General features: G+C 71.0%; 29 protein-coding genes. 13 read left to right on the forward strand and 16 right to left on the reverse strand.

The genetic code is table 11. The features are described from left to right. The first annotated feature begins 5 nt into the window (after positions 1-5). Genes VZF99_RS09465 through VZF99_RS09475 form a run of 3 tightly spaced genes read left to right on the forward strand, consistent with a single transcriptional unit; the run spans position 6 to position 2,078 of the window. Positions 6-1,028, forward strand: coding sequence for a DUF808 domain-containing protein (locus tag VZF99_RS09465; RefSeq protein ID WP_407334608.1), 1,023 nt, complete (start codon positions 6-8; stop codon positions 1,026-1,028). Continuing rightward, positions 1,028-1,555 carry a DUF488 family protein gene (locus VZF99_RS09470; protein ID WP_407334609.1) on the forward strand — a complete coding sequence of 176 codons (528 nt, stop codon included), beginning with the start codon at positions 1,028-1,030 and terminating at the stop codon, positions 1,553-1,555. Before VZF99_RS09465 ends, VZF99_RS09470 begins: the two co-directional genes overlap by 1 nt. Before the next feature lie 40 nt (positions 1,556-1,595). Next, positions 1,596-2,078 (forward strand): FABP family protein, encoded by a 483-nt coding sequence (locus tag VZF99_RS09475; protein ID WP_154827954.1) that lies wholly within the window; start codon positions 1,596-1,598, stop codon positions 2,076-2,078. An 88-nt stretch (positions 2,079-2,166) separates the two neighbouring features. On the opposite strand, the gene VZF99_RS09480 is transcribed toward VZF99_RS09475, so the two are convergent. From VZF99_RS09480 to VZF99_RS09500, 5 genes are read right to left on the reverse strand one after another with little or no spacing between them, the layout of a single operon-like run. Continuing rightward, positions 2,167-3,039: an ABC transporter permease gene (locus VZF99_RS09480; RefSeq protein ID WP_407334610.1), complete on the reverse strand. Its 873-nt coding sequence runs from the start codon at positions 3,037-3,039 to the stop codon at positions 2,167-2,169. Beyond that, positions 3,040-4,227 (reverse strand): ABC transporter substrate-binding protein, encoded by a 1,188-nt coding sequence (locus tag VZF99_RS09485; protein ID WP_227022290.1) that lies wholly within the window; start codon positions 4,225-4,227, stop codon positions 3,040-3,042. A 7-nt stretch (positions 4,228-4,234) separates the two neighbouring features. Further along, entirely contained in the window at positions 4,235-4,936 is a 702-nt protein-coding gene (locus tag VZF99_RS09490) for an ABC transporter ATP-binding protein (RefSeq protein ID WP_227022300.1), read from the reverse strand. A gap of 44 nt (positions 4,937-4,980) precedes the next feature. Beyond that, positions 4,981-6,093, reverse strand: coding sequence for an acyl-CoA dehydrogenase family protein (locus VZF99_RS09495; protein WP_154827956.1), 1,113 nt, complete (start codon positions 6,091-6,093; stop codon positions 4,981-4,983). Next, positions 6,090-6,632, reverse strand: a complete 543-nt coding sequence (locus tag VZF99_RS09500) for a DUF4242 domain-containing protein (protein ID WP_132063418.1) — start codon at positions 6,630-6,632, stop codon at positions 6,090-6,092. The genes VZF99_RS09495 and VZF99_RS09500 overlap by 4 nt, the downstream gene beginning before the upstream one ends. 161 nt (positions 6,633-6,793) lie before the next feature. On the opposite strand from VZF99_RS09500, the gene VZF99_RS09505 reads away from it, so the two are divergent. Together VZF99_RS09505 and VZF99_RS09510 are read left to right on the forward strand one after the other, a co-directional pair. Continuing rightward, positions 6,794-7,480, forward strand: a complete 687-nt coding sequence (locus VZF99_RS09505) for a PhoU domain-containing protein (RefSeq protein WP_067718518.1) — start codon at positions 6,794-6,796, stop codon at positions 7,478-7,480. Between the two features lie 63 nt (positions 7,481-7,543). Next, on the forward strand, positions 7,544-7,948 hold the full coding sequence (locus tag VZF99_RS09510; RefSeq protein ID WP_132063417.1) for a VOC family protein: 405 nt from the start codon (positions 7,544-7,546) through the stop codon (positions 7,946-7,948). Between the two features lie 85 nt (positions 7,949-8,033). On the opposite strand, the gene ilvD is transcribed toward VZF99_RS09510, so the two are convergent. The 5 genes from ilvD to VZF99_RS09535 all read right to left on the reverse strand — a co-directional run bounded on the left by ilvD (position 8,034) and on the right by VZF99_RS09535 (position 14,207). Further along, positions 8,034-9,773, reverse strand: a complete 1,740-nt coding sequence (ilvD, locus tag VZF99_RS09515) for a dihydroxy-acid dehydratase (RefSeq protein ID WP_407334611.1) — start codon at positions 9,771-9,773, stop codon at positions 8,034-8,036. A 108-nt stretch (positions 9,774-9,881) separates the two neighbouring features. Next, the gene (locus VZF99_RS09520) at positions 9,882-11,243 is read right to left on the reverse strand and encodes a deoxyribodipyrimidine photo-lyase (protein WP_208636644.1); all 1,362 of its coding nucleotides are present in this window, start codon (positions 11,241-11,243) and stop codon (positions 9,882-9,884) included. A gap of 99 nt (positions 11,244-11,342) precedes the next feature. Continuing rightward, entirely contained in the window at positions 11,343-12,410 is a 1,068-nt protein-coding gene (locus tag VZF99_RS09525) for an LLM class oxidoreductase (protein ID WP_407334612.1), read from the reverse strand. 244 nt (positions 12,411-12,654) lie between these two features. Next, positions 12,655-13,275, reverse strand: coding sequence for a hypothetical protein (locus VZF99_RS09530; protein ID WP_407334613.1), 621 nt, complete (start codon positions 13,273-13,275; stop codon positions 12,655-12,657). A gap of 14 nt (positions 13,276-13,289) precedes the next feature. After that, positions 13,290-14,207 (reverse strand): endonuclease/exonuclease/phosphatase family protein, encoded by a 918-nt coding sequence (locus VZF99_RS09535; protein ID WP_120283698.1) that lies wholly within the window; start codon positions 14,205-14,207, stop codon positions 13,290-13,292. 110 nt (positions 14,208-14,317) lie between these two features. On the opposite strand from VZF99_RS09535, the gene VZF99_RS09540 reads away from it, so the two are divergent. Together VZF99_RS09540 and VZF99_RS09545 are read left to right on the forward strand one after the other, a co-directional pair. After that, positions 14,318-14,494 carry a hypothetical protein gene (locus tag VZF99_RS09540; RefSeq protein WP_156523619.1) on the forward strand — a complete coding sequence of 59 codons (177 nt, stop codon included), beginning with the start codon at positions 14,318-14,320 and terminating at the stop codon, positions 14,492-14,494. Beyond that, positions 14,491-15,480, forward strand: a complete 990-nt coding sequence (locus VZF99_RS09545) for a pseudouridine synthase (RefSeq protein ID WP_407334614.1) — start codon at positions 14,491-14,493, stop codon at positions 15,478-15,480. The genes VZF99_RS09540 and VZF99_RS09545 overlap by 4 nt, the downstream gene beginning before the upstream one ends. 91 nt (positions 15,481-15,571) lie before the next feature. Here the strand turns inward: VZF99_RS09545 and VZF99_RS09550 are convergent, their stop codons facing one another. After that, the gene (locus tag VZF99_RS09550; RefSeq protein WP_120283702.1) at positions 15,572-16,099 is read right to left on the reverse strand and encodes a DinB family protein; all 528 of its coding nucleotides are present in this window, start codon (positions 16,097-16,099) and stop codon (positions 15,572-15,574) included. Between the two features lie 58 nt (positions 16,100-16,157). After that, entirely contained in the window at positions 16,158-16,934 is a 777-nt protein-coding gene (locus VZF99_RS09555; protein WP_120283704.1) for an isocitrate lyase/phosphoenolpyruvate mutase family protein, read from the reverse strand. 118 nt (positions 16,935-17,052) lie between these two features. Between VZF99_RS09555 and VZF99_RS09560 the strand changes: the two genes are divergently transcribed. The 5 genes from VZF99_RS09560 (at position 17,053) to VZF99_RS09580 (ending at position 23,775) form a co-directional block, all read left to right on the forward strand. Further along, a complete protein-coding gene (locus tag VZF99_RS09560) occupies positions 17,053-17,259 on the forward strand; it encodes a dodecin (protein ID WP_007629964.1) in 207 nt (68 codons plus the stop codon). A gap of 121 nt (positions 17,260-17,380) precedes the next feature. Further along, the gene (locus VZF99_RS09565) at positions 17,381-17,809 is read left to right on the forward strand and encodes a hypothetical protein (RefSeq protein WP_096905205.1); all 429 of its coding nucleotides are present in this window, start codon (positions 17,381-17,383) and stop codon (positions 17,807-17,809) included. A gap of 87 nt (positions 17,810-17,896) precedes the next feature. After that, complete coding sequence (locus VZF99_RS09570; RefSeq protein WP_407334615.1) at positions 17,897-19,489, forward strand: ABC transporter transmembrane domain-containing protein; 1,593 nt, start codon at positions 17,897-17,899, stop codon at positions 19,487-19,489. Continuing rightward, a complete protein-coding gene (locus tag VZF99_RS09575) occupies positions 19,486-21,309 on the forward strand; it encodes an ABC transporter ATP-binding protein (RefSeq protein ID WP_407334616.1) in 1,824 nt (607 codons plus the stop codon). Before VZF99_RS09570 ends, VZF99_RS09575 begins: the two co-directional genes overlap by 4 nt. A 231-nt stretch (positions 21,310-21,540) precedes the next feature. Continuing rightward, positions 21,541-23,775 (forward strand): NADP-dependent isocitrate dehydrogenase, encoded by a 2,235-nt coding sequence (locus VZF99_RS09580; protein WP_185950335.1) that lies wholly within the window; start codon positions 21,541-21,543, stop codon positions 23,773-23,775. Positions 23,776-23,878: 103 nt separating this feature from the next. Here the strand turns inward: VZF99_RS09580 and VZF99_RS09585 are convergent, their stop codons facing one another. Then, entirely contained in the window at positions 23,879-24,250 is a 372-nt protein-coding gene (locus VZF99_RS09585) for a carboxymuconolactone decarboxylase family protein (protein WP_407334617.1), read from the reverse strand. A 176-nt stretch (positions 24,251-24,426) separates the two neighbouring features. Between VZF99_RS09585 and VZF99_RS09590 the strand changes: the two genes are divergently transcribed. Beyond that, a complete protein-coding gene (locus VZF99_RS09590) occupies positions 24,427-25,419 on the forward strand; it encodes a hypothetical protein (RefSeq protein ID WP_407334618.1) in 993 nt (330 codons plus the stop codon). 29 nt (positions 25,420-25,448) lie between these two features. On the opposite strand, the gene VZF99_RS09595 is transcribed toward VZF99_RS09590, so the two are convergent. The 3 genes from VZF99_RS09595 to VZF99_RS09605 form a co-directional block, all read right to left on the reverse strand. After that, positions 25,449-25,697, reverse strand: a complete 249-nt coding sequence (locus tag VZF99_RS09595) for a hypothetical protein (RefSeq protein WP_253001985.1) — start codon at positions 25,695-25,697, stop codon at positions 25,449-25,451. A 7-nt stretch (positions 25,698-25,704) separates the two neighbouring features. Further along, positions 25,705-26,349: a mismatch-specific DNA-glycosylase gene (locus VZF99_RS09600; RefSeq protein ID WP_407334619.1), complete on the reverse strand. Its 645-nt coding sequence runs from the start codon at positions 26,347-26,349 to the stop codon at positions 25,705-25,707. A gap of 94 nt (positions 26,350-26,443) precedes the next feature. Beyond that, positions 26,444-26,884, reverse strand: a complete 441-nt coding sequence (locus VZF99_RS09605; protein WP_407334620.1) for a YtoQ family protein — start codon at positions 26,882-26,884, stop codon at positions 26,444-26,446. Between the last annotated feature and the right edge of the window lie 83 nt (positions 26,885-26,967).

Here is a 26,967-nt window from a genome sequence, read left to right on the forward strand (position 1 = left end):
TCTCGATGGCCGGTGGACTCGCCGCCCTGCTCGACGACGTGGCGGTGCTCGCGCGCATGGCCGCGGCCAGTACCGACGACGTCGCCGCCGCCGCAGGCCGCGCCGGCGTCAAGGCCGCCGGTGTGGTGGTCGACGACACCGCCGTGACCCCCCAGTACGTCCGCGACGTCGACCCGTCCCGCGAACTGCCCATGATCCGCAAGATCGCCCTCGGGTCACTGGGCAACAAGGCGATCATCATCGTCTTCGCACTCCTGCTCAGCCAGTTCGTGCCGTGGATCCTCACCCCGATCCTCATGCTGGGCGGGCTCTACCTCTGTTTCGAGGGGGCGGAGAAGGTCTGGGAGCGAGTCTCCGGGCACCACAAGGAGGCCGCCCCCGTCATGGACCGGGGCCCGGACGCCGAGGCCAAGATGGTCCGCGGCGCCGTGACCACGGACTTCATCCTCAGCGCCGAGATCATGGTGATCTCCCTCAACGAGGTGGCGTCGGAGTCCTTCTGGTCCCGGGCGATCATCCTGGTCGTCGTGGGGCTGGGCATCACCGCACTCGTCTACGGCGTCGTCGCGGTGATCGTGAAGATGGACGACGTCGGCCTCCACCTGGCGGGGAAGGAGTCCCCGGGGGTGCAGCGGTTCGGCCACGGCCTGGTCAAGGCCATGCCGACGGTGCTCGAGGTGATCTCCTTCGTCGGCATGCTGGCCATGTTGTGGGTCGGTGGCCACATCCTCCTCGTGGGGCTCGACGAACTCGGAGTGACGGCGCCGTACCACCTCGTACACGTCCTGACGGAGCCCGCGGCGGGCGTCGCGGGCGTCGGCGCGGTACTGGCCTGGCTCGTCGACACGGCGTGCGCACTGGTCTTCGGCCTCGCGGTGGGCGCGGTGGTCGTGGCGATCATGCACCTGATCCCGCGACGGAGCTCCGGGTCGCACGCCGGGGCGGACGCCGACTCCGACGCCGGGGGCGCGCGCGGTGACCACGGCGGGGCGACCCGAAAGAGGACGGGAGAGGACACCGGCCACTGATGCTGTTCACGGTGGGGCACGGCAGGTTGGATCGCGACGAGCTGGCACGGTTGCTCACCGGCGCCGGCGTCGAACTCCTCGTGGACATCCGGCGCTTTCCCGGGAGCCGCGCGAACTCCGCCGCTGCCAAGGGCGCGGTGCCCGAGATCGTCGGCGAGGCGGGGATCGACTACCGCTGGGAAGAGGACCTCGGCGGCCGCCGCAGCCTCACCGCCGACCGGCGCCGGGCCTCCCCCGACACCTGGTGGCGGGTCGAGGCGTTCCGCGCCTACAGCGCCTGGACCCGGGACCCAGCATTCCGCGCCGCCCTGGATCGGGTCGTGGCCGACGCCCGATCGCGACAGGTCGCGGTCATGTGCTCGGAGTCGGTGTGGTGGCGCTGCCATCGTCGGATCGTCGCCGACGTCGTCGCCACGGTCCACGAACTGCCCGTGGGGCACCTGATGCACACCGGAAAGATCACCGAGCACAGTCCGAGCGAGGGCCTGCGGCTCGACGAGCACGGCGAACCGGTCTGGGATGGCTGACCCCGCGCGGCCGGCGTCACCGATGGCCTAGTCTCGCGCCATGGATCCCGCCCCGACGCCCGCCGCCAACCTGACCCCCGTCGCCGCCCTGCTGGGCACCTGGCGAGGCGAGGGGGCCGGTTCGTACCCGACGATCGACGACTTCACCTACACCGAGGAGATCACGTTCACCGACGTGGGCAAGCCCTTCCTGCACTACGTGCAGCGTACGTGGAGCCCCACCGGATCCCCCATGCACACCGAGACCGGATACCTCCGGGTCCCGGGTGACGGTACGGCCGAGTTCGTCCTGGCCCAGCCCACCGGGCAGACCGAACTCTGCGAGGGGACGCTCGTCGCCGAGGCGGACGCCCTGGTGCTGGAGTTCCACTCACGCGTGCACAACAGTGCGAGCGCAAAACAGGTCGACACCACGCACCGCCGCTACGAGACCGTCGGCGACCGGATCACCACCACGTTCGCCATGGCAGCGGTCGGCCAGCCCCTCACCCACCACCTGCGTTCCGAGCTGCGCAGGGCCTAGACCGCAGCACAGGGCCGGTCGGACACGAGGAAGGACGAACTGATCCGGGCGCTGCGCGACCACCGACCGCTGGGGCCAGCCGCGAGCGTCAGCGCGCGGCGCGGTCGCGCAGAAGCAGCCGTGACAGCCCATCCAGCGCGAATCCGAGGATGCCGATCACGAGGATCACCGCCATGACCTGGTCGTAGGCCAACTGGTCGCGGGCGTTGAGGATCTGATAACCCAGGCCGGACCGCACACCGAGCATCTCCGCGGGCACCAACACGATCCAGGCCGTCCCGAGCGCGAGGCGGATGCCGCCCAGGATCGCCGGCCGGACCGCGGGGATGACGACCCGGGTCAGGCGCTCCCAGCCGCTGGCGCCCATGGTCCGGGCCACGTCGAGGTACCCGGGATCCATCGCGTTGACGCCTGCCGAGGTCGAGAGCATGATCGGCCACACCGCCGCGGCGGCGACGAGGAAGATCACGGGCTCGTTGCCGATCCCGAACACCGCGATGGCCACCGGTGCCCAGGACAACGGTGAGATCATCCGCAGGAACTGCACGAGCGGACCCGCGACCGCCTCCGCGGTCCGCCGCAGTCCCAGCCAGAGCCCCAGCGGCACCCCGAGAAACGCGGCGACGGCGAGTCCCGCGACGAGTCGGTACAGACTGACCGCCGCATCGGACAGCAGCACTCCCCTGTCGAGCAGGTCGCCGAAGCCAGACCACGTCTCGGCGGGTGACATCCCGCCGATCACCGGGTCGTCGGTGACGAGCCCGGAGGTGAGCAGGGCCCACACGCCCAGGCCGATGAGCAACCCCGACAGCCCCGCGGCCCAACGTGTGAGCAGACCCGACGGCCCTGCCCCGGCGGCCCGGCGGCCCCGGCGGGAGCCGGGCGCGGACGGGTCGGCGACCACCGCGTCCGCTGACACGGGGTCGGTGGCCGGATCCGGGGTCGAGTCGGTGCGCGTCATCTAGATCAGCCATTCGTGTCGGGTCAGTGAGGCGGGGAGGCCGAGGGCCGCGGGGCCGCCGTGGCGGGCGATCGCGGCGCGGACGAACCGGTCGTCGACGAGTTGGTCGTGGACACCCGAGGGGTCGAGACCGTCGAGGAAACGGGTCTCACCATCGACGACCGTCGTCCGCATCTGGCGGACGAGTTCGGAGGTGAAGCTCGGGAACGGATACGGGTGGAAGTCGATCCGGTGACGCGCGGGGCCGCCGTCGGGGTCCGGCGCGGTCCCGGTCATGGCGACCTCGACCGCCTTCGGAGGCTGCGGGAGGTATCCCTTCCCGGACAGGATGGCCGCCGCCTCGCTGCGGTCCGCCCGGATACCGAGCTGGGCGGCGACGGCGGCGTCGACCAGAGCCTGGACTGTGCCGGGGCGGGTGTCGATCAGGTCCTGGTGGACCACCGTGACGCAGCACGCGTGGTCCCGCCACACCTGGTCGAGAAGCATGTGCAGTGACCCGACGCCCTGGGCCACCGCGCCGGCGTTGAACGGGTCCGCGACCGTGAACGCCGAGATCGAACCGGTGGCCAGGGCGGGGATCATGTCCGAGGGCCCCATCACCACGAGCTCGACGGTCCCATCCGACCGGCTCGCGGCGCGACGCGCCACCGGGGTGAGGCCGTTCGCGCGCAGTACCCGCTGGAGCAGGATGTTGTGGATCGACCACCATCCCGGGATCGCCACCTGCGTGCCCGCGAGCTGGGCGACGTCCGTCACATGCGGTGCGACCGTGATGGCGCCCCCGCCCGTGTGGTTCCAGCCCACCACCTTGACGTCGGCGCCGATGACGTACCGGAGCTGGACCGCGGAGGGCATGAGCAGGTGGATGAGGTCGACCTGCCGGGTGAGGAAGGCCTCCATGAGCGAGGACCAGGAGCGGAAGAGCACGGGGCGCCCGACGGTGAGTTTCTGCTGCTCGAAGTAGCCGTCTCCGTGGGCCACCAGCAACGGGGCCGCATCGGTGATGGGCAGGTAGCCGATGCGGAGATCATCGGTGGCCACACCTCTCGGGGCGGTGGCCGTCGTGACAAGGTTGCCGAGGGCCGCGGCGCCTCCGACCGCACCTGCGCCCACGGCGAGGGCGCCCCCGGCCCTGAGCAGCGCGCGCCGGTCGAGGAGGGGTCCGCGGGCCCCGGGTTCGACTCTCATCGCCGGGTCAGGCCGTCCGGTACGCGGCGAGGATGCTGTCGCGAAGGGCCGGGTCGGATTCCGTGGAGCCGTGGGACGGGTTCGTCCACTCCTGCTGGACACGGCCCGACGATCCCAACAGTGCGATGCGGGACCCCACGACGAGCGCCTCGTCCACGTCGTGCGTCACCATGACCGTGGTGACCCCGAGCTCGGCCGTCACCCCGACCAGCCAGCGTTGCGAGTCCGCCCGCGTGACGGGGTCGAGCGCGCTGAACGGCTCGTCGAGCAACAGGATCTCGGGACGGGTCGCCGCCGCACGAACGACGGCCACGCGCTGCGCCTGGCCGCCCGAGATCTGGTCCGGACGGGAGTCGGCCAGCTCGGCGATCCCGAAGTGCGCGAGCAGACCGTCGACGTGGGCGCGGTCGACACGGCCGCGCAGGGCCCGGAACCGCCCACCCAGCGCCACGTTCTCACGGACCGACAGCCACGGATACAACAGCGGCTTCTGGAAGACGACCGCGTACGAGTGCGCCCGGTCGTCCCCGGTGTCCGTCGAGCCCACCCGCAGTTCGCCCGCGGCGGGCTCCTCGAGGCCCGCGAGCAGCCTCAGCAGCGTGGACTTGCCGACCCCGGACGGCCCCAGGAGGACCAGTGACTCACCGGCGCGGACCCGGAGCTCGAGGTCGTCGAACAGCACCCTCCCGCCGGGCAGCCGGTGCTGCAGGCCCGACACGCTCACCGCGACGGGCCTGGCCAGGACGCCGGCTGTCACGCGGGCACCCCGAGTCGGTCGAGCTCCCACCGCAGCTGGGACTGCGAGGGTGACTGCACAGGCAGGAACGCCGCCTCCCGCATGCGGCGGTTGGCCGGCGCGGCCTGGGCGTAGCCCATGCCGCCGCAGAGGACGGCCTCGAGCCGGGTCGCCGCCGGCGCGATCTCCGCGCCGTCGAGGCGCAGCAGGAGCAGATCGCCCAGCGTGGCCCCGGTCGGCGTCGCCCCCAGGCGGTGCAGCTCGGCGTGCATGTGCTCGTGCCGTGCCGCCAGCTCGCCGTGCTCGTCGGAGTAGAAGGCGCCGAGGCCCTCGAGCCGGCCCTCCGCCTCGGTCAGGGACCGTGCGGCGACGCCCGAGCAGAACGCCGCCTGCAGGACGAGGAACTGGGGACGAACGCCGGACAGGAAGTCCGCGAGGTCCTCCCCCAGCACCTGTTCATCCGGGACCACCACGCCGTCGAGGCCGATCATGGTGGAGGCCGTCGCATTGAGCGCGAGGAGGTCGGGGGCGTTCCGGATCTCGACGCCGGGCGCCGACGCCTCGAAGGTGAGGACCAGGCTGCGCCCGTCCTCGGTGTTGGCGGCCAGCACGATGGTGCTGTCGGGGTACACGTTGGAGGCCCACGCGATCGGACCGTCGATCCTGTAGCCGCCCGACACCGGTGTGGCGGTGATCGGGACCTTGCCCAGCCCGACGACCTGCCGCTGGGCGGCGGCCATACCCGTCACACCGGGGCGGCTGCCGTCCGCGACGGCCCGGTAGGTCCGGCCCGCGGCATCGGAACGGTCCGCCGCGTGGCGGAGGTATGCGGCGGTCATACGCTGCGCCCATGCGGCGAACGCAACCGCCAGGCTCTCCGTGGCCACGGCCTCGATGATCGTGGCGGCGACGGCGACCGGCGTGCGGTCGACGTCAAAGAGGCCGAGCCCGGCCAGTGCTGCGATGTCCTCCCGCAGGTCCGCCTCGTCGCGGTCCAGGGCGGAGGCCCGCGCAGCGACCGAGTCGATCACCGCGACGAGCTCCGCCACGTCGACGTCACCGAGTGCACCGGCGGTGAGCCGGGCTCGGGGCGTACCGAGAACGGAGGCGTGCGTCGCGGCGGTGCTCACGACAGCTCGTGCAGGCGCGAGATGGGGGTGGACACGATCTCACGCGCGCGGACGACGGCGTCGGTATCCGGGGCGTTGTAGAAGCACAGGCACTTGTCCGTGTCCTCACGCACGTAGGTGCGCAGGAAGGAGACCTCGGGGATCTCGGCGTACTTCGGGGACTTCTCCTTCTTCCGCGTGAGGTAGGTGTCCATGTCGATCTCCGCCGGGATGTCCCACTCGACCAGGTAGCCGGCGTCGGGTCGCGCGGCCTTGATGGTGTCGAGGTCGGTGCCGACCAGGCGGACCTGCGCGGGCGCGGTCACGTCGGCGGCTCCGATCGCTCCGGCGTCGAGGACGGGGGCGTCGATGTCACAGGCGCCGTTCGGGCCGTCCGCGAGCTCGACGATCGTGAAGACGCGTGCGGCACCCTTGGTGACCTGGGTCTCGATGACCTCGGCGCCGCCCGCGGTCAGTGCAGTGGCGAGGGAGTCGACGAGACCGGAGGGGTCGGCCTGCTGCTCCGGTGACGGGGTGGTCTCGTAGAGGAAGAGGGTCATGAACAAGTCCTTTCCGGACGTCTCGTGATGGCTTGACGCTAGTAAGAACAGACCGTTCTGTCTATTCATTCCCGGGCTGGGCCCCCCTTTCCGGAGGGCGGCGCGGTGAACAGTGGGAGAACGGAAGCCGTCCGTTACCTCACCGGCACTACAGTCGTGTCATGCGCACTGTCTTCCATTCCAAGCTCGATGAATTCTCGGACCAGCTGGTTCGCTTCTGCGAGACCAACATCCGCCTGCTCGACCGCGCCACCGCGGCACTGCTCGACGGCGACGAACTCGCCGCCATCGAGGTGATCGACGGCGCCGCGGAACTGGAGGATCTCCGTGAGGCCAGTGAGCAGCATGCGTTCGAGCTCCTCCTGCTCGAGTCCCCGGTGGCCGGCGATCTACGTCAGGTGGTCTCGGGGATCTACATCGTCGAGCACTTCACCCGCATGGCCGCGCTGGCCGGCCACATCGCCCGGGTCGCCCGACGGCGCCACCCGCAGTCCGTGGTGCCCGCCCCGCTCGTCCCGCTCATCCGGGAACTGTCGCAGCACGACGGTCGGATGGCCCGCGAGCTCACCGCCCTGCTCGTCGAGAAGGACGCGGACAGGGCCCGCACCCTGGACGCCGAGGACGACGCCGTCGACCGCCTCCACGCGGACCTCATGAAGCAGATCTCCGCCGAGGACTGGCCGCACGGTTCGGTGGCGGCCGTGGACCTGGCCCTACTCGCCCGTTACTACGAGCGTTTCGGCGACCACACCGTGAGCATCGCCAACCGGGTCGTGTACCTGGCCACCGGCGAGCGCCCCGAGGGCGGGTCGCTGTCCCATCTCGATGACGGCACGGTTCTGGACTGAGTACTGCCGGACGGTTCCGCGCGGCGATATCCTGGGGTCCCGCGACCCGATGAGGAGACCGCCATGTCCCGACCGGTCCATTTCGAGATCCACGCCTCCGACCCGGCCCGGGCCTGCACGTTCTACGGAGACGCGCTGGGCTGGACGTTCGAGGACTGGAGCGAGTACGCCGGGAGCCCCTACTTCGGGGTGACCACCGGACCCGAGGACGCCCCCGGCATCAACGGGGCCATCATGGCCCGGCCGGGGGACGCGCCGGAGCCCGGCTCCCCCGTCCGGGGCGCCGTGCTCACTGTGGGGTGCGAGGACTTCGACGTCACCGCCGGCAGGATCCTGGCCGCCGGGGGCGAGGTGGCCCTGGAGAAGCACGCCCTCCCCGGCATGGCGTGGCAGGGGTATTTCCTCGACACCGAGGGCAATGTGTTCGGTCTCCACCAGCCCGACCCCCGGGCCGGCGAGGAGGCCTGACCCCCGCGGGGGACGACCTCGGCCCACCCGAGACCGCCCCCGCGGGCGTCGACGGTCCGCACCGCCCCCGTCGACGCCGTCCCGGTCAGCGGCAGATCGCCCCGGTGGACGCCGACTGCACCAACTTGGAGTACTTGGCCAGGACACCGCGGGTGTAGCGCGGAGGGAGCGGCTCCCAGCCCTCACGCCTGGTCTGTAGCTCCGACTCGTCCACGAGCAGCTCCAGGGTGCCCTGCGAGACGTCGAGCCGAATCCGGTCGCCGTCCCGCACCAGGGCGATCGGCCCGCCGTCCACGGCCTCGGGCGCGATATGGCCCACGCACAGTCCGGTGGTTCCGCCGGAGAACCGGCCGTCGGTCATCAGGAGCACGTCCTTGCCCAGGCCCGCGCCCTTGATCGCGCCGGTGATGGCGAGCATCTCGCGCATGCCGGGGCCACCCTTGGGACCCTCGTACCGGATCACCACCACGTCGCCCGCGGTGATGGTCCCGTCCTCGAGTGCGTCCATCGCGGCGCGCTCCCGCTCGAAGACGCGGGCGGTGCCCTCGAAGACGTCGGAGTCGAAGCCGGCGGACTTGACCACGGCGCCCTCCGGGGCGAGCGATCCGTGGAGAATGGTGATGCCGCCGGTCGGATGGATGTGCTCCCCCATGGCGCGCAGCACCTTGCCGTCCGGGTCCGGCGGGGCGATGTCGGCGAGGTTCTCGGCGACGGTGCGGCCGGTGACGGTGAGGCAGTCGCCGTGGAGCAGACCGGCGTCGAGCAGGGCCCGCATGACCACGGGGACGCCACCGATCTTGTCCACGTCGGTCATGACGTGGGCGCCGAACGGCTTGACGTCCGCCAGATGCGGGACCTTGGCGCCGATGCGGGCGAAGTCATCGAGGCTGAGCTCGACCTCGGCCTCGCTGGCGATCGCGAGCAGGTGAAGCACCGCGTTGGTGGACCCCCCGAAGGCCATGACCACGGCGATCGCGTTCTCGAACGCCTCCTTGGTCATGATGTCGCGCGCGGTGATGCCCTTGCGCAGGAGTTCCACCACTGCCTCACCGCTGGCCTTGGCGTAGTCGTCACGCCGACGGTCCGGGGCCGGCGGCGACGCGCTCCCGGGCAGCGACATGCCCAGTGCCTCGGCCGCGCTGGCCATGGTGTTGGCGGTGTACATGCCGCCGCAGGCGCCCTCGCCCGGGCAGATCGCGCGCTCGATGGTGTCGACGTCCTCGCGGCTCATCAGACCCCGCGAACAGGCCCCGACGGCCTCGAACGCGTCGATGATCGTGACCTGCTTCTCGGTCCCGTCGGAGAGCTTCGCGAAGCCCGGCAGCGTCGATCCCGCGTAGAGGAAGACGCTCGCCAGGTCGAGGCGGGCGGCGGCCATGAGCATGCCCGGCAGCGACTTGTCGCACCCGGCGAGCAGGACCGAGCCGTCCAGCCGCTCGGCGCTCATCACCGTCTCGACACTGTCGGCGATCACCTCGCGGGACACCAGCGAGAAGTGCATGCCCTCGTGTCCCATCGAGATCCCGTCGGAGACCGAGATCGTCCCGAACTCCAGCGGATAGCCGCCGCCTGCGTGGGTGCCCTCCTTGACCGCCTTGGCCAGCCGGTCGAGCGAGAGGTTGCACGGGGTGATCTCGTTCCACGACGACGCGACGCCGATCTGCGGCTTGACCCAGTCGTCGTCGCCCATCCCCACGGCGCGCAGCATCCCGCGGGCGGCCGTCTTCTCCAGGCCGTCGGTGACGTCGCGGCTTCGGGGCTTGATGTCGGCCTCACGGCCGGTGGTCGGGTTCTCGGAGCGGGGGGTGTCGGTGCCGGAGGTCATGGGGCCAGCCTAGGCACTCGCCGCGGTCGGCGCCCTCGGACCCTCCCGCAGGCCGAGGATCGGGCAGTGCCCGGATCGGCCGTGACGGCCGGCGGCCCCACGGCTCGGTCAGCGATCGGCGTCCCTGGCCAGGTCGTACCGACGTAGGGCCTCGCGGCGTTCCTCGGCGTGGTCGACGATGGGCGACGGGTACCCGCCGTCGTAGCCGCCGGGGGCGCGCCACGGCTCGTGGGCAGCGGCCCCGGGCAGGTGAGCGAGTTCGGGCACCCATCGCCGGACGTACTCCCCGTCGGGGTCGAATCTCCGCCCCTGGGTCACCGGGTTGAACACCCGGAAGTACGGGGAGGCGTCGGTTCCCGTGCCGGCCACCCACTGCCACCCGTGGTTGTTGGAGGCGAGATCGCCGTCGACGAGGTGGTCGAGGAAGTGCCGCGCCCCGACCGGCCACCAGACGTGGAGGTCCTTGACGAGGAAACTGGCCGTGACCATCCGCACCCGGTTGTGCATCCACCCCTCGGCGAGTAGTTGCCGCATCCCGGCGTCGACGAACGGGTACCCGGTCCGGCCCTGCCGCCACGCCTCGACGAGGTCCTCCACGCCGGGGCCGCTGTCGTAGGACATGCCCGCGAGCGGGTCGCGCAGGTCGCGCCACGCGGATCGTGGCCGGTGCCACAGGACGTCGGCGTAGAACTCCCGCCAGGCGAGTTCGGTGACGAAGCGGCGGGCTCCCTCCCCGCCCGCGGCCGGGTGGTCGGCGAGTTCGGCCAGGATCGTGCGTGGGTGGATCTCCCCGTACTTCAGGTACGCGGACAACCGGCTGGTGGTGTCGAGGTCCGGTCGGTCCCGCTGCTCGTCGTATGCCTCGAGATCGTCGTGGAGGAACTCCCGCCACCGGGTGAGAGCCGCGGCCTCCCCCGCTGCGGCGGTCCCGCCCGCTCGTGCCGGGACCTCAGGTGGGCCCTCCCCGGACGCGGTGGTCCACGGGATGTGGTCGGGCCGCTCGCCGGGCGGGGGCCACCCGTGCTCGTGCCAGGCGCGGGAGAACGGTGTGAAGACCTTGTACGGCTCCCCGCTGCCGCTCAGGACCCGGCCCGGACCGACGGCGTAGGGAGACCCGGTGGTCACCAGTTCGCGACCGTCGGCGTCGAGTGCGGCGCGTACGCGGTCGTCGCGACGTCGTCCGTAGGGGGTGGATTCCCGGCTGATGTGGACGCGGCCGGCGCCCACCTCGCGGGCGAGCCCCGCGATCACCTCGGCGGGGTCTCCGGTCCGCACGACCAGTGCACCGCCCGTGTCACCCGAGAGCGCGGCGAGGGAGGCCGCCAACCGCCCCGCCCGTACACCGGCCCGCCGCAGCAGCGCGGGGTCCCGGACGAAGACCGGCAGGACCTCGTCCCCGGAGGCGACGGCCTCGAGGAGGGCGGGGTGATCGGTCAGCCGCAGATCACGTCGGAACCACAGGATCGAGATCCCCACAGGGCCTCCCTCGTCGACGGGCACGACCGCCCCCGGGGCGGCGGGCGGCGCGGTGATCTCCCGAGTGTGGCAGACCCGGGCCGGGGATCCCGGTCAATCGAGCGCGGGTAAACGGGGCACGACGTGCTCGGCCAACTCGGCGATCACCTCGAGAACGGGTCGGCGGCAGGCCCCCAGCCCCAGCTGTACGTGGTTGACACCGATCCCCCGCAGGTCCTCCAGGTGGTCGACCAGTCGCCGACGACCGATCCGGAAACCGAAGTCGATCGGGGAGGCGGTCTCGTCGGGGTTCTCCGCCAGGTCGATGCGGAGCGACTGTGCGAAGGGTTTGAACACCTCGCCGTCGTTCCCACCGCCCTCGTTCCCACCACCGCCGTCGCTCCCGGCTCCCCCGGCCGCGGCGCCGTCGCTCCCGGCTCCCCCGGCCGCGGCGACCACCATCTCCCGCCACTGCTCGACCGTGCGCCGCTGGACGTCGAAGTCCCGCGGGTAGGTCATCCACCCGTCGCCGTGGGCGGCGAGGTACGCCACGCTCTGCTGACACGAGCCGATCATGATCGTCGGCACCGACGCGGCGCTGGGCTTGGGCACCACGTCCGCGCTGTGCATCCATCCGCCGGACCACCGGATCCCGCGCATCTCGGTGGTCAGGGCGTGCGTCATCACGTGGAGGTTCTCGCGGAACCGCTCACCGCGCTCGCCCTGCTCGAGGCCGAACGCGCGGAACTCCTCGGGCCTGTCGCCGGACGCCAATCCCAGCAGGAACCGTCCGCCCGACAGCCGGTCGACGCTGGACGCGGACTTGGCCACGTGCAGTGGGTGCCGCACCGGCAGGACGATGCCCGCGGTGCCCAACGCGATCCGCGAGGTGTGGGCGGCGATGTGGGTGAGGTAGATCCACGGGTCGTAGACCTGACCGACGTCGCCGAAGGACGGCACGCGCAGCGGGATGTCACGGACGTAGAGGGCGGCGAAACCGCCGGCTTCGGCGGCCCGTGCGAGGCGCACCTGGGCCGCCGGGTCGTGGACGTCGTCGCTGTCGGTCCGGCTCCGCATCGGGAACCCGAGGCCGAGCGTGAGTCGGCCGGGCGCGTAGGTGCGCCGGAACCCCGGCAGGGCGCGGGGGTCACCGTCGGAGCGGGTGCACGGCGAGGAGGTCATGGCTTCCACCTTGGCACGGGCGGCACGGCGGGCCGAACGCCCACGGTCACCCGGTGCCGCCACGCCGGGCGACACCGCCTGCCGGCCCGGCCGCGGAGCCCTCCTCGACCGAACTCGTCTCCCTCTTCCGGATCGCGATGGTGGTGTGGGCCGCGCCTCGAGCCTGCGCGGGTACGGCGACGACGACGAGGCCGGCTCTCGTCGCGAACGGCGCAGCTCGCTCCGGGGACGGGCGGGCCGAGATCTACCTGTGCCGGTAGGCGGGCGCCGGCCGGGCGGGCGGCGTGGCCGCGGGGAGCAGCAGCTCTGGGTCACGGGCCATGAGCACGCCGGCGAGCAGCGCGCCGAGTCCGCCCGCCGCCAAGTCCCCGACGGTGTCCTCGTAGGTCACGTAGATCTCGTCTGCGAGGTAGGCGTAGCCGAACCACTCGACCATCTCCCACATCGCGCCCAGCGCGAGCCCGAACGCCGTGGTGAGCACGACCGCGCCGGTGACGGTGAACCCGCGGGCACCCGGCGCCCGCACGATCCCGCGGTGCGCACAGAACACATACGCCACCACAGACAGGGCGCCGGCCAGGAAGAAGTGGATCGGGATGTCCCACCACCAGACGGTTCGGTAGAGGTCCACGACGTTGCTCCACGCCGCCACGAGCAGCGTGGCCGACACGGTGACGTCCGCCCACGCGCGCATGCCGAGGAACCGGGGCAGCATGAGTCCGGGTAGGGCGAAGGCCACGATGGCGGCGTCCGTCACCCCGTGGAACAGCAGGGCCGAGACCACGCTGAGGACGCCGAGCAGGCGCAGGGCGTCCGCCACCGTCTGGAATGCGCTCCCGGCGGGGCGCAGGAAGTTGTCGATCACGTCCGTCGGGCTCCTCACTGTCCTCGCGTCTCGTCTCGCCGCCCATTGTGCTCCTCATCGCCCGGGCCGGCCGGGTGCACCACAGCGTGCACCGGCAGATGGTCCGAGGGCCACCCGCCCTCGTGGCGGAGCGGATTGATCGCGGCGTCGGTGACCGAGAGATCGGGAGTGGCGAGGATCCAGTCGATCCGGGCGCCGTCCCGTCGCGGGCGCCGGTAGTCGGCGTAGGTGCCCCACTGCTCGCTGTGCCGGGCGCGGGCGACCCGCCAACTGTCCACCAGTACCCCGTCCGAGAGGAGTGCGCGCACGGCCGGGCTCGACGGGCCCGCGTTGAAGTCGCCCGTCACGACGGCCGGCAGGCCCCGTGCGGCCACCACCTCCAGGAGGGCACGGGCGGAGCGCAGCCGGGACCGGCCGGACAGCGGGTCGAGGTGTGTGTTGACCACCAGCAGGTCGTGACCGGTGACCCGGTCGCGAAGGTGCACCTCGACCATCACCCGGGGGAACAGGTTGCCCCAGGACACCGACCCGGCACGGTGAGGCGTGTCCGACAGGGCGGACTGTTCCCAGCCCAGCAGCTCGAGACGGGTCGCGTCGAAGAAGATCGGACACGCCTCTCCCCCGCCGTCCGCCGAGCGGCCACGACCGACGTGGTCGTAGCCCGGGCCGAGGGCCTCGAGCACGGTGGCGAATTGTCGGGCGGCCACCTCCTGCGCGCACAGAACGGTCGGTCGCTCGGATGTGAGAAGCGCCCGCACGCGCGGCGCCCGGTGATGCCACCGGTCCGCCGGCCGGGTGAGCGCAGCGGGCACCGGCCGCCGGATGTTCCACGTCATGACGTGCAGGCCGGGCGCGGGCACCGGGCCGACCAGCGGCGGGTCCCCCGCCGACGGCTCGGCGGCGGGGTCCGACCCGGCCTCGCGCTGCGCCATCTCCCCACCCCACACCGTTCTCGCCTCTGCATCGCTCCTGCCGGGCGACCTCCACCCTATTCGGCGCGCGGCCCGCTGCGGACCGGTCGCAACCGTGACACGATCCTCCCGTGGATCAACACACGCCGGTCGGACAGCAGTGCGTGGAGTGTCTGCCGGCCGCGCGGGTGTTCTTCTCCGCGGTCGTCCGCCGCGCCGGGGTCGGGTCCGAGCACACCATGTACGTCCCGAGCCGTCTCGACAACGACTTCCTGCCGGCGCGGGCGGTCACCGGACAGGACGTGTGACCGTGCCCGCACCGCCGCCTCTACCGGTCCGGGACGGCGTCAGCCCCACCCGCCTGCGAGTCCCCGCCGCCGGCCCGTGGGCGGGCATCGCCGACTACATCGAGACGAGGTTCGACCACCTCGACCCGGGCGAGCTGCGGCGCCGGATCCCCGCCGGGGAGATCGTCGGCGCCGACGGCCGGGCGATCGACCACCACACTCCGCTGGGCACCCACGAGTTCGTCTGGTACCACCGCGACCTGCCCGACGAGACCGTCCTGCCCTACCGGGAGGAGATCCTGTACCGGGACGACCACCTCGTCGTCGTCGACAAACCGCACTTCCTCCCCACCACCCCGTCCGGCCACTTCCTGCGCGAGACCGCACTGGTCCGGCTACGCACCCGCCTGGACAACGACGACATCACGCCGATCCACCGCCTCGACCGCGAGACCGCCGGGGTGGTCATGTTCTCCGCCCGCCCCGACACGCGCGGCGCCTACCAGTCGATGTTCGAGCGGCGCGAGGTGACCAAGGCCTACGAGGCCGTCTCCGCCCGTCCGGCCGGGTGGGACGCGGCCGCCCCGTCGCTCTGCGGCCACCCGGTCCCCGTCACCCACCGCGAGCACATCCGGTCGCGGCGCGGCGAGCTGCGCGTCACCCTCCACCCCGAGCTACCGCCCAATTCCGAGACCCTCGTCGACGTGCTCCGGACCGGACACAGCGCCTCAGGGCGGCTCGTCGTCCAGACTCTCCTACGGCCCCGCACGGGGCGGCTCCACCAACTGCGCGTCCACCTCGCCGCGCTCGGGATCGGCATCCTCGGCGACCGGCGCTACCCCGACCTGCTGCCCGAGGCCCCCGACGACCCCGACCTGCCGCTACAGCTCCTCGCCCGCGAACTCGAGTTCACCGACCCCGTCACCGGCGAGCCCCGACGGTTCGCCACGCGCCGGACCTTCACACACGCCCCCGTCAGCGACGCCGCTGGAACGTCAGGTGCGTGACGCCGCTGGGCGACGGCGTGGGCGCCGACCACGGGCCGGTCGGCGAGCCCGCCCGCGAGGCCCCGGGGCGGAAAACAGGAACCGCGGGTTCTCACCCGTCGACGTCACCCAGATGGTGTTCGACGTCGTGCACGATGTACTGGCACAGAGAGGCGATGGTGAAGACGTAGCCGTCGCTGCGTCGACCGGTCCTGTCCCGGTCCGCGGGGCCGACGCGGTCGAGAACCTTCAGCGTCCGAGCGGTGGTGGCGTCGAGTCGGCGGGCGAGATCGTCCGGGTCGCTGCGCCAGTACCCGTGCTCGACAACCGCCGCCTCGCCGTCGAAATCGTCGTAGGTCGGCTCGGCTCGGTCGAGCATCGACGCTATGCGGTCCCCCAGGACCTCGATGAGGTCACGGCAGTGGCCCGCGTACTCCAGCGGCGACCACACCCGCGGGGCCGGCCGATGCTCGACCCCGGGGCGTCGCAGGACGGCGAGCCACCGGTCGCGGGCGGAGGCCAGACGGTCGCTCGTGGTGGCCGGGTCGTGAGGCCGGTAGCCGCACTCGTCGCAGCTCGACTCGAGTACGGTCGTCCAGTCCTTGGTATCCGGCAGCGAGGGTTCGGGAGGCGTGTGCATACCTCCACCGTCTCACCGTCCCGGCGGGCCCGCGGCCGGATGGGCCCGGTCGGCGACGTCAGCCGTTCGCGGGGAGCCAGTCGGCGAACCGGTCGGCGGAGACCTCGGAGAGCCACATCTGCCAGAGCGGGCCGAAGGACACCCGGCGCACGCCGAGCTTTTTGAGGGCCGCCAGGTCGCCGGCGCCGTGTCCCTTCACCGGATGGGCGGTCGCGTTGACGGGGATCGTCACCGCCTGCACGAGACGCGTCAGCTGATCGGCGGTCGTCACGCCCACCGGGTACACCGATCGCGCTCCGGCGTCCTCCATGAGCGTGATGCGGGTCTCGGCCTCCGCCAGCGGGTCCGAGAAGACGTCCGTTCCCAGCTTGACGGCATCGGTGCGTCCGTTGATGACGAAGGGGACCCCGGCGTCATCAGCCGCGCGGCGGGCGGCGGCGATGTAGTCAGCGTGCTCCTGACGGTCCCGGACGCGTTTGCCCTCGCGGTGCACGACGTCTTCGATGTTCGCGCCGACGGCCCCGGCCTCGAGCAGGCGGGTGATCAACTCGGCGGGGTCGAGACCGTAGCCCGACTCGACGTCCGCGCTGACGGGAACGGACACCGCGTCCGTGATCCGCTTGACCACGCGCAGGTACTCGGAGAAGTCCATCTTCTCCCCGTCCGCGCTGCCGATCGCGTCGGCGACGGGGTGGCTACCCACCGTCAGGCCCTGGAAGCCGGCGTCGGCGGCGACCCGGGCGCTCCAGGTGTCCCACACGGTCGGCAGGACGGCCAGCTCACCCGATTCGTGGAGCTCGGCCAGTGTGGTTGCTCGTGCACGTACGTCGGGCATCTCGATCCTCCTCGGGAGCGCGGGCTTTCGTCTCCCGACCCTACGCCGGTGGCCCGGTCCGCGGACCACCGTAGAGTGATCCGTATCACAAGTCGCCGCGCGCACTCCGGAGGTCACCATGAACCACGTCTACAGCGTCACCGAGATCGTCGGCTCCTCGCCGGACGGAACGGACCAGGCCATCGCCAACGCGGTCGCGGAGGCGTCCAAGACCCTCCGGAACCTCGAGTGGTTCGAGGTCCAGTCCGTCCGCGGCAAGCTCGACGGCGGCGCGGTCGCCCACTGGCAGGTGACCATCAAGGTGGGATTCCGGCACGAGTCCTGACCAGACGCCTCCGGCCGCCTCCGGGTTCCCGCGGATCCCGCTGTCCACAGGGCGTTTCGGCGGCTCCACAGATCGCGTCGCGGGGCTGTCGCCGGCGCTCGGGAGCGCCGAGACTCGGGGCATGAGATTCGAGGACCTCCCCGACAACTGGAACACGCTCCCGCTCGACGACGCCCCGCTCGCCGCCGGCGTGATCGACCTCGTCATCGGTCACCACGACCGCGGCCGGAACACGATGCTCATCCTCCCGTGCGACGAACACGACGTCGGCCTTGCCGCCCCCATCCTCATCAGCGACGTGGACTGGCTGTGCACATCGCACGAGCGCCGCGACGCGATGGCTGTCCTGCCAGCCATCGCGTCGCCCGGATTCGTCGTCGGACTGTCCGCCAGGCGCCGCCTCCCCGACGAAGTGGTGCGGGGCTGGCTGCGAACCATAGAGGACGAGCTGGATGCCACGGGGCAGGCGCTCCTGGCGCTGGGGGTGGCGGACGTGGACACCGTGGAGATCGTCGGCGGCCGCGCCGCGCGCAACGGCAGCCGCGCGTGAGTGGGCGGCACGCGGCCCGGTGAACCGCCTCTGACCACCGCTCGCGGATGACAGGAACCCGGCGTCCCGCCGCTACCATCGACCCTCGTGCCCGACAACTCGCAGTCCCCGGGAACGGGCAGCATCGTCGACTACTCGGCGCTTCCCGGGCCGGGGGGCCGCCGGTCGAAGCTGCCCGCCGTCGACTCACCGCGGTGGACCCTCAAAGTGGCGTTGTCCCAGCGTCCGTGGAGCTTCATCGCCTCCGGCGGCATGGCCGTGGGATTTCTCTGCAACGGGCTCACCCCCGTCGTCGTGGGCCGTGCAGTCGACGACGCGATCGCCACCGCCCGTCTGAACCGGCTCTGGTTATGGATCGGCGTGCTCGCCTGCGTGTTCCTGGTGGCGATGGTCGCCAACTGGACCGCCCGCTTCATGTTGGTCCGCAGTCAGCAGCTCGTCAGCCACGACCTTCGCACCGCGGTCACCGACCGCATCCAGGACCCGCGCGGGTTCGCGGGCCGGGAACGCACCGCGGGCGGCCTGCTGTCCATCGCCTCGTCGGACACCACGCGCGTCGGGGACATCGTCATGATGACCGTGATGCCCGTCGCCGAGGCGGCGGCCATCACATACGGCGCGGCGATGATGTTCACGATCAACCCGTGGTTGAGCCTGGCCACCCTGGTCGGCGGCCCGGTGTTGGTCATCGTGGCGCTCCGGGTGGCGCGGCCGCTGCAGCGCCGGTCGGGGGCGCGTCAGCAGGCCATCGCCCAGGCCGCGGCCACCGCGACCGACGTGGTGCAGGGGTTGCGGATCCTCAAGGGCCTGGGTGCCATCGTCACCGTCCGGAAGCGCTACGACGAGGTGTCGGACGACGCCTACCTCAAGACCGTTCACGCCGACGCCGCCGAGGCACGACTCAACGGCGCCACCGAGGCGACCGGGGCCGTCTCCGTGTCCACGCTCGGCATCGCGGCGGGCGCGTTGGCGCTCGCCGGGCACGTCACCATCGGCGAGCTGATCACGGTGGTCGGCCTCACCCAGTTCCTCGTGGTCCCCATGACCATGTTCGGCCGCAACATCGCCTCCCGCTGGGCGTCGGCGGAGGCGTCCGGCCGGAGGATACGGGAGGTGCTCGGCGCGGACTTCGAGCGCATCTCGGAGGCCGACGCCGCCACCACGGAGCGGTTCATCCGCGCCCTTCCGTCAGGCCTGACGGTCGTCGACGGCACCGACTCCGAGCTGATCCGCCTCCTCGAGTCTCTGCCCCGCACGCGGGTGGCGGTCGTGCCCCACGCCGCCGACCTGTTCGACGGCAGCGTGGCGGACAACGTCCACCCCGATCGCGCGGTGGCCGAACACGCCCTGCGGGTCGCCTGCTGCGACGACATCCCCGACGGCCCCGACAAGCGGGTCGGTGAGAGCGGGCGGATGCTCTCGGGTGGCCAACGGCAGCGTGTCGCCCTCGCCCGCGCCGTCGCGTTCGACCCGGAGGTGCTCGTGTTGCAGGACCCCACCACCGCGGTGGACTCGGTGACCGAGCAGAACCTCGCGGACAACATCGCCCGGGAGCGGGCCGGGAAGACCACGATCGTCGTCAGCCAGGCGCCGGCGTGGAACGCCGTGGCGGACGCGCGGCTGAGCGCGCGGCAGCTGCGCGAGACCGCCGAGGGGCTGCTCGTGGGGGCCGAGGGATGACGACGACGAGTTCGACACCACCCGTGAAGACCGACACCGCCCTCCGGTTCCCGGTCGCCTCTGCGGGCCAGGTCCGTCGCGAGGTGGCCCGGCAGCTCTCCCGGGTCCGCCACGCCCGGCGGTGGCTGGTGGTGGCGTTGATCCTGCTGAGTCTCGGGGCGACCGCGGGCGTGCTCATCCCCCAGCTGATGGGCCGGATCGTGGACCTGGTCTCCGGTGAGCGCGGGGGGTCACTGTGGCAGATCGGCGGACTGCTGTTGGTCGCGGCCGTCGGCGGCGCGGCGCTCAGCGCGTCCGGCTTCTACCTGGTGGCCCGGCTGTCCGAGCGGGTGATCGCCAACCTGCGGCAGGACATGGTCGGCACCGCACTCGGACTGCCCACCCACCGGGTGGAGGACGCGGGCTCCGGCGACCTCGTCAGCCGGTCCACCGATGACGTGGCCGAACTGTCCTCGGCGGTCACCGAGACCGTCCCGACGCTGTCCACCTCGGCCCTGACGGTCGTGGCGACAGTGATCGCGCTGTTCGCCCTGGACTGGCAGTTCCTCGTCGTCCCCCTCGTCGTCGCGCCCGTCTACTACCTCGCCGCGCGTCGGTACCTCGCCAAGGCCCCGGACCGCTACGCCGCGGAGCGCGCGGCAATGGCCGAGCGGGCGCGACGGGTCCTCGAGGCCATCCGTGGCCGGGCGACCGTACGCGCCTTCTCGCTCGAAGACCGGATGCACACCCGGATCGGCTACGCCTCCTGGGACGTGGTGCGCAAGGGCATCCGAGCGCGCACGACGATGCTCGTGCTCAACGTCTGGATGCTGGTGGGCGAGTTCCTCATGCTCGCGATCGCTCTCACGGTGGGCTACCACCTCGTCGCCACCGGCTCCCTTACCGTGGGCGCGGTGACCGGGGCGGTGCTCATGATCATCCGCCTGCGGGGTCCGCTCATGACCTTCATGCGCATCCTGGACGTGGTCCAGTCGGGCTACGCGTCGCTGTCCCGGATCGTCGGCGTGGTCGTGGACCCGCCCGTACCGGTGCCCGACAGCGGTGTCGAGCCGCCGCAGGGCCGGGTCGACCTGCGCGATGTGAGCTTCAGCTACGGCGACTCGTGGGCGGTGCGCGACATCAGCTTCTCCATCGAACCGGGTCGGACCGTCGCGATCGTCGGTGCGTCGGGCGCTGGCAAGACTACGGTCGCCGCTCTGCTGGCGGGCCTCCTGGTGCCGGATGCCGGCGAGGTGCTCGTCGACGGTTACCCGGTGTCATCGCTGTCCGATCGGGAGCGCATCGCTCGTCTGGCCACCGTCAGCCAGGAGGTCCACGTGTTCTCGGGGACCCTGCGCCACGACCTCACCCTGGCCCGGCCCAAGGCCACCGACGACGAGCTGCTCGACGCGCTGCGCCGGGCCAACGCCTCCGCGTGGTTCGAGCGCCTGCCGGAGGGGCTCGACACGATCGTCGGGGCGCGCGGGCTCCAGCTGGATCCGGTCGCCGCGCAGCAGCTGGCCCTGGCCCGCGTCCTCCTGCTCGATCCGGCCGTCATCGTCATGGACGAGGCCACGGCCGAGGCCGGCTCGGCGGGCGCGGAGGCGTTGGAGCGCGCGGCCGACGAGGTCATCCGCGACAGGTCCTCCCTCGTGATCGCCCACCGGCTCGAACAGGCCTCTCGCGCGGACATCATCCTCGTGATGGACTCCGGACGGATCGTCGAGCGCGGCACCCACGACGACCTGGTCGCTCACGGCGGGATCTACCACCGACTGTGGGCCGCATGGTCCGCCGGCCGGCGGGCGACGGCCGTGGACAGCACCCCGGGCCCGGCCTAGAACGGGCCCGACCGGGGTGAGCGACGTCGGGAAACCCGGCGAGCGAGCGCGAGTTGGACCACACTGCAGGGAGGCCGTCCCCGACTCCCGGTCCGTACGCGCGGAACGGGGCGCCCATCGGCCCGCCCGGGCTCCGACACCGTCGGTCCGACCTGGGGGATGATGGTGGGCGGCCAGATGGCGCAGTTCCACAAGAACACGATCAGCCCGAAACGAGAAGAGTCGACATCCATGACCCAAGGTCCCCAGAAGATCATTTACACCCTCACCGATGAGGCCCCGCGACTCGCGACCGAGGCGTTCCTCCCGGTCCTCCGCACTTTTGCCGAGCCCGCCGGTATCGCCGTCGAGACCAGTGACATCTCGGTGGCCGCGCGCATCCTCGGTGCGTTCCCCGAGCGACTCACCGACGAGCAGAAGGTGCAGGACAACCTTGCCGAGCTCGGTCGTCTGACCCAGCACCCGGACACCAACATCATCAAGCTGCCCAACATCAGCGCCTCCGTCCCGCAGCTCACCAAGGCGATCGCAGAGCTGCAGTCGCAGGGTTACGACATTCCCGACTTCCCGTGGGACCCTCAGACCGACGAGGAGAAGGAGACCGCCAAGCGGTACTCCGGCATCCTCGGAAGTGCAGTCAACCCGGTCCTACGCCAGGGCAACTCCGACCGTCGTGCCCCGAAGGCCGTCAAGGAGTACGCCAAGGCCAACCCGCACTCCATGGGCAAGTGGTCCATGGCCTCGCAGACCCACGTCGCGCACATGACCCACGGCGACTTCTACGCCGGCGAGAAGTCGATCATCCTCGACCGTGACTGCGATGCCCGCATGGAGGTCGTGACGCCCGACGGGAAGACCGAGGTCCTCAAGACCGTGCCGCTGCAGAAGGGCACCGTCGTGGACTCCATGTTCATGAGCAAGAAGGCTCTGCTGGAGTTCTACGAGGAACAACTCAATGACGCCAAGGAGACCGGCGTCATGTTCTCGCTGCACGTCAAGGCCACCATGATGAAGGTGAGCCACCCGATCGTGTTCGGGCACGCCGTCCGCGTGTTCTACAAGGACGCCTTCGAAAAGTACGGCGAGCTGTTTGATGAGCTCGGCATCAACGTCAACAACGGCATGGGCGATCTGTACGCAAAGATCGACACCCTGCCCTCGGCCAAGAAGGAAGAGATCATCGAGGAGCTGCACCGCTGCCACGAGCAGCGGCCGGAGCTCGCGATGGTCGACTCGGCCCGCGGCATCTCCAACTTCCACTCCCCCTCGGATGTGATCGTCGACGCTTCCATGCCCGCGATGATCCGCATCGGCGGCAAGATGTACGGCGCCGACGGCCGCAAGAAGGACACCAAGGCGGTCATCCCGGAATCCACCTTCGCGCGGATCTACCAGGAGATCATCAACTTCTGCAAGACCAACGGCGCGTTCGACCCCACCACCATGGGCACCGTGCCGAACGTCGGACTCATGGCGCAGAAGGCCGAGGAGTACGGCAGCCACGACAAGACCTTCGAGGTCGAGACCGGCGGCGTGGCCAACATCGTCGACGCCGCGACTGGTGAGGTCCTGGTCTCTCAGGAGGTCGAGGCCGGCGACATCTGGCGCATGTGCACTGTCAACGACGCGCCGATCCGTGACTGGGTCAAGCTCGCCGTGGACCGTGCCCGCGCCTCCGGCATGCCCGCCGTCTTCTGGCTCGACCCGTACCGGCCGCACGAGAACAACCTGATCACGCTGGTCAACAAGTACCTCCAGGATCACGACACCGAGGGCCTGGACATCCAGATCATGTCGCAGGTGCGCGCCATGCGCTACACCCTCGAGCGCGCGTGGCGCGGCCTGGACACCATCTCGGTGACCGGCAATATCCTGCGCGACTACCTCACGGACCTGTTCCCGATCCTCGAGCTGGGCACCAGTGCCAAGATGCTCTCGATCGTGCCGCTCATGGCCGGCGGTGGGCTCTACGAGACGGGTGCCGGCGGTTCCGCGCCGAAGCACGTCCAGCAGCTGGTGGAGGAGAACCACTTGCGCTGGGATTCGCTCGGGGAGTTCCTCGCGATCGGTGCGAGCCTCGACGACCTCGGTCGCAAGTACGACAACCCGAAGGCCACCATCCTCGCCCAAGCGCTGGACACCGCGACCGGCAAGCTGCTGGAGAACGGCAAGTCGCCCTCGCGCGTGACCGGCGAGCTCGACAACCGGGGCAGCCAGTTCTGGCTGGCGTTGTACTGGGCGCAGGAGCTGGCGGCGCAGACCGAGGACGCCGAGCTCGCAGCGCGGTTCGCCCCGCTCGCCGAGAAGCTGGACGCCGACAAGGACAGGATCCTCGAGGAGCTGACGGTTGTCCAGGGCCACTCGGTCGATCTCGGCGGCTACTACCAGCTTGACACCGAGAAGCTGAAGGCTGCGATGCGTCCGAGCAAGACGCTCAACGACCACCTCGACAGCGCCTTCGCCTGATCTCCCGCTGAACCCGCACCACCCCACCGCGCCCCCGCCGGAGTGATCCGACGGGGGCGCGGTGTGTCGTGGGACGAGGACTACGACGACGACTCCGCTCATGTCACTCGCCGAACGCCGAGCTCAGACACCGCATCGCAGCCAGGGTCTTGGGCACGCCGATGTACGGCATGAGGTGCACGAAACACTCGGCGACCTCTTCCTTGGTCATGCCGGCCACCTCGACCGCGGTCCGGATGTGCCCGGTCAACTGGGGCTCGGTGCCGCCCATCGCCGCGAGGGCCGCCATGGTGAGCATCTGACGGTCGCGCAACTCGATCCCCGGCCGCTGGTAGGCGCCGCCGAACACCGCGCCCACCACCCAATCGGAGGCGCCCGGGGCGAACTCGTCCAACTGTTGCTTCCACGCGGCGGCGCCCTCGGGCGACTGTGTCTCCTCGACGAACTGGTTGCCCTTGTCCATACTCAAATCCACGGTTGCCCTCCTCGACGGTCAGAAAATGCCTGGTCAGGCGAGCAGTCGCTGGCCTTATCGGCGGGAGGGTCGGGAGCCGGTCCGGAGCGTCGCAGGGCTGTGCGATAGTGCAGTTCGGTCCTGCCTCCCGAGGTTCGAAGCGGCTCCACGGTCAGCTGTGTGAAAGGTGTGTCGGAATGGCGAGAGCCTCGGTGGTGTCGGGCGCGCTCCTGCTGGTGGCGGGGTGTTCGTCCGGGCAGGTCGGACAGGACGCGTCGGAACAGGCCGAGGGGTCATCCTCCTCCGCCACGGAGACCGTCACGGTCACGGCGTCCTCCCCCGCCGCCGTCCCCGACGCGCTGACCAGTATCGATCCCTCCTCTCTCGCCTCGCAGCACCATGCGGGAACGTATGTGTGGAACTACTCCACCGGCGGTCAGTACGTGGGCGTGTGCGTGTCCGGGGGCGGGGCGGTGACCTGCACCGGTGTGCCGGGGGCGGAGGTTCCGGATCTCACCGAGTATTTCCCGGGCCGTCCCGGCGCTGTGGAACTCGGCCCGGCAGGACTGCGCTATACGTTTGTCGAGGGAGTGCCGCCGGTGTCCGCCCGGCTCGAGACCGGTCAGTCCGTGGAGTTCGGCGACCTGCGGTGCGCCAAGCCGGACGCCGCCACCCTGGAGTGCAGTTCCGGCGGCAACTCGTTCACCATCAGCGGCCCGGGCCGGGCCATCACCACGGCGGGCACGGTGCTCGCGGAGCGGGACTACTCCAATCATCCCGATTCCGGATCCGGCACCACATCGTCGTCCCCCACGACCGCCGCCAGCGGGCAGCCATCGGGCTACATGGGTGCCAGCGGTCTGGTCAGCGGGGTCCGCACGGCCTCGGGCGCTCTGGTCACCGCCTCCGTTCCGCCGTGTGACGGCAGGGGGATCCTCATCCTCGAGTCGTACGTGGAGTCATCCGGTCCCCAGCAGGGCATCGCCGCGCTCCTGGACCGTCACCCGGGTGCCGAGTTCGCCATGCCGGGCCGGTGCCCCTCGCTGCGCGGCAGCCTGGACGGCGCCCGTGTCTATCCCATCTTCACCGACCACGGACACGACACCGTGGCCCTGTGCCGCGACAAGGCGGCCCGCGGAGGAAATGCGCGGCTGCTCACCACCACGGCGGAACACATCGACCCCTGCTGATCCTCGGGACCTCCCCGAACCCCCGAACGTTAGAGACCGCGGGTGAGCAGCCGATCCCAGGTACCCGGCATCGGAGCAGACACGATCAGGTCCGTCCCGTCCGGCAGCAGGATCAGCATCGTCGCGGCGTGCAGATGGAGGCCGCGTGCGCCGCGAGAGGCCACAACAGTGTTGAAGCGGGGATCCCCGTATCGGTCGTCACCGGCGATCGGGTGCCCGGCGTGCTGGAGATGCACGCGGATCTGGTGCTTACGGCCGGTGAACAGATATCCGGCCACCCTCGACTCACAGCGTCATGCCTCGGGCATCGGTGCCGTGATCACCACCCGTGCCCTCAACGACACGCCAGACCTCTCGCCAGTACCCGGCCAGCGAATCGACGGTCTCGTGCGCGTTCAATCCGCTCGGCTGGGGCACCACCCAGAGCGCCACACCGGCCGGCCAGCCTCGAATCGCAGACGCATCCTGTGGGCCGGTGGTCGCCCGCGGCTGCACGAAGGCCGCCCGGTAGGCGGTGATCCCCACGATCGCCACGAGAGCGGGCCTCAGGTCGCGGACCCGCGAGATCAATCGTTCCCCTCCGGCGCGGAGCTCATCGCGAGAGAGTTCATCGGCCCTGGCGGTGGCACGACCGACGAGGTTGGTCACCCCGATCCCTCGCGAGGTGAGCTGACGTTCGTCCGGGGCCGAGAGTCCTGCGGAGGCGTCCACGAGCTCATCGGTCAGACCTGCACGGTGGAGTGAGGGCCAGAAGCGGTTCCCCGGGCGGGCGAACGGCGCGTTGACCGCAGCGGTCCACAATCCGGGGTTGATTCCCACGATGAGCAGTCGGAGACGCGCCGGCGCGACGGGCAGCACATCGTCCATCGCGTCCGGGTCATCGGTGGCGAACCGGGCCAGATCCTCGCGCCGCGGGCGAGCGCCGCCCATAGGGGAAGGACGTCGCGGGCTCCCGGCAGGCGCCGGAGGACCCGTCACGGCTGCACCGTCTTCGCGGCCGGGCTGCACGGGGAGCACCGCCCGGTCAGGGCTTGAGGATGTACTGCAGCGTCTCCACCACCTGATCGGTGGTCGTACACCACGCCTGTGCCTCGGCGTCGACCTCCTTGAGCGGGTGGATGATGTCGGCATCGTGGAGAGTCACGTAGGGCTTGCCGAGCGCCGCGCAGTAGCCCGCGTCAAAGGCGGCGTTCCACTGCTTGTACTTGTCCCCGAAACGGACCACCACCATGTCCGCCTGCTCGATCAGGGTTCGTGTGCGGATGGAGTTCACCTTGGCCGACTGGTGGTCGCGCCAGAACTGGTTCCCGGTCTCCCCCAGATGGTCCCCGGCGGCGTCGCTGGCCGGATGGTCGGTGACGGGGGAGGTGAACACCACATCCAGACCGGCGGTTTCGGCACCGCGCCGGATCTCCTCGCGCCAGTCGGTGTGGATCTCACCGGCGAGGTAGACGGAAAAACTCATGACTCAGTCCTCCTGTGTGCGGTGGCGCCGGTTCTCGTCACCAGCTCTGGACGCCACCTTCCCTGGACGCTAGTCGTTGACCC

The sequence above is a fragment of the Dietzia kunjamensis genome, assembly GCF_045689975.1.
Classification (GTDB): domain Bacteria; phylum Actinomycetota; class Actinomycetes; order Mycobacteriales; family Mycobacteriaceae; genus Dietzia; species Dietzia kunjamensis.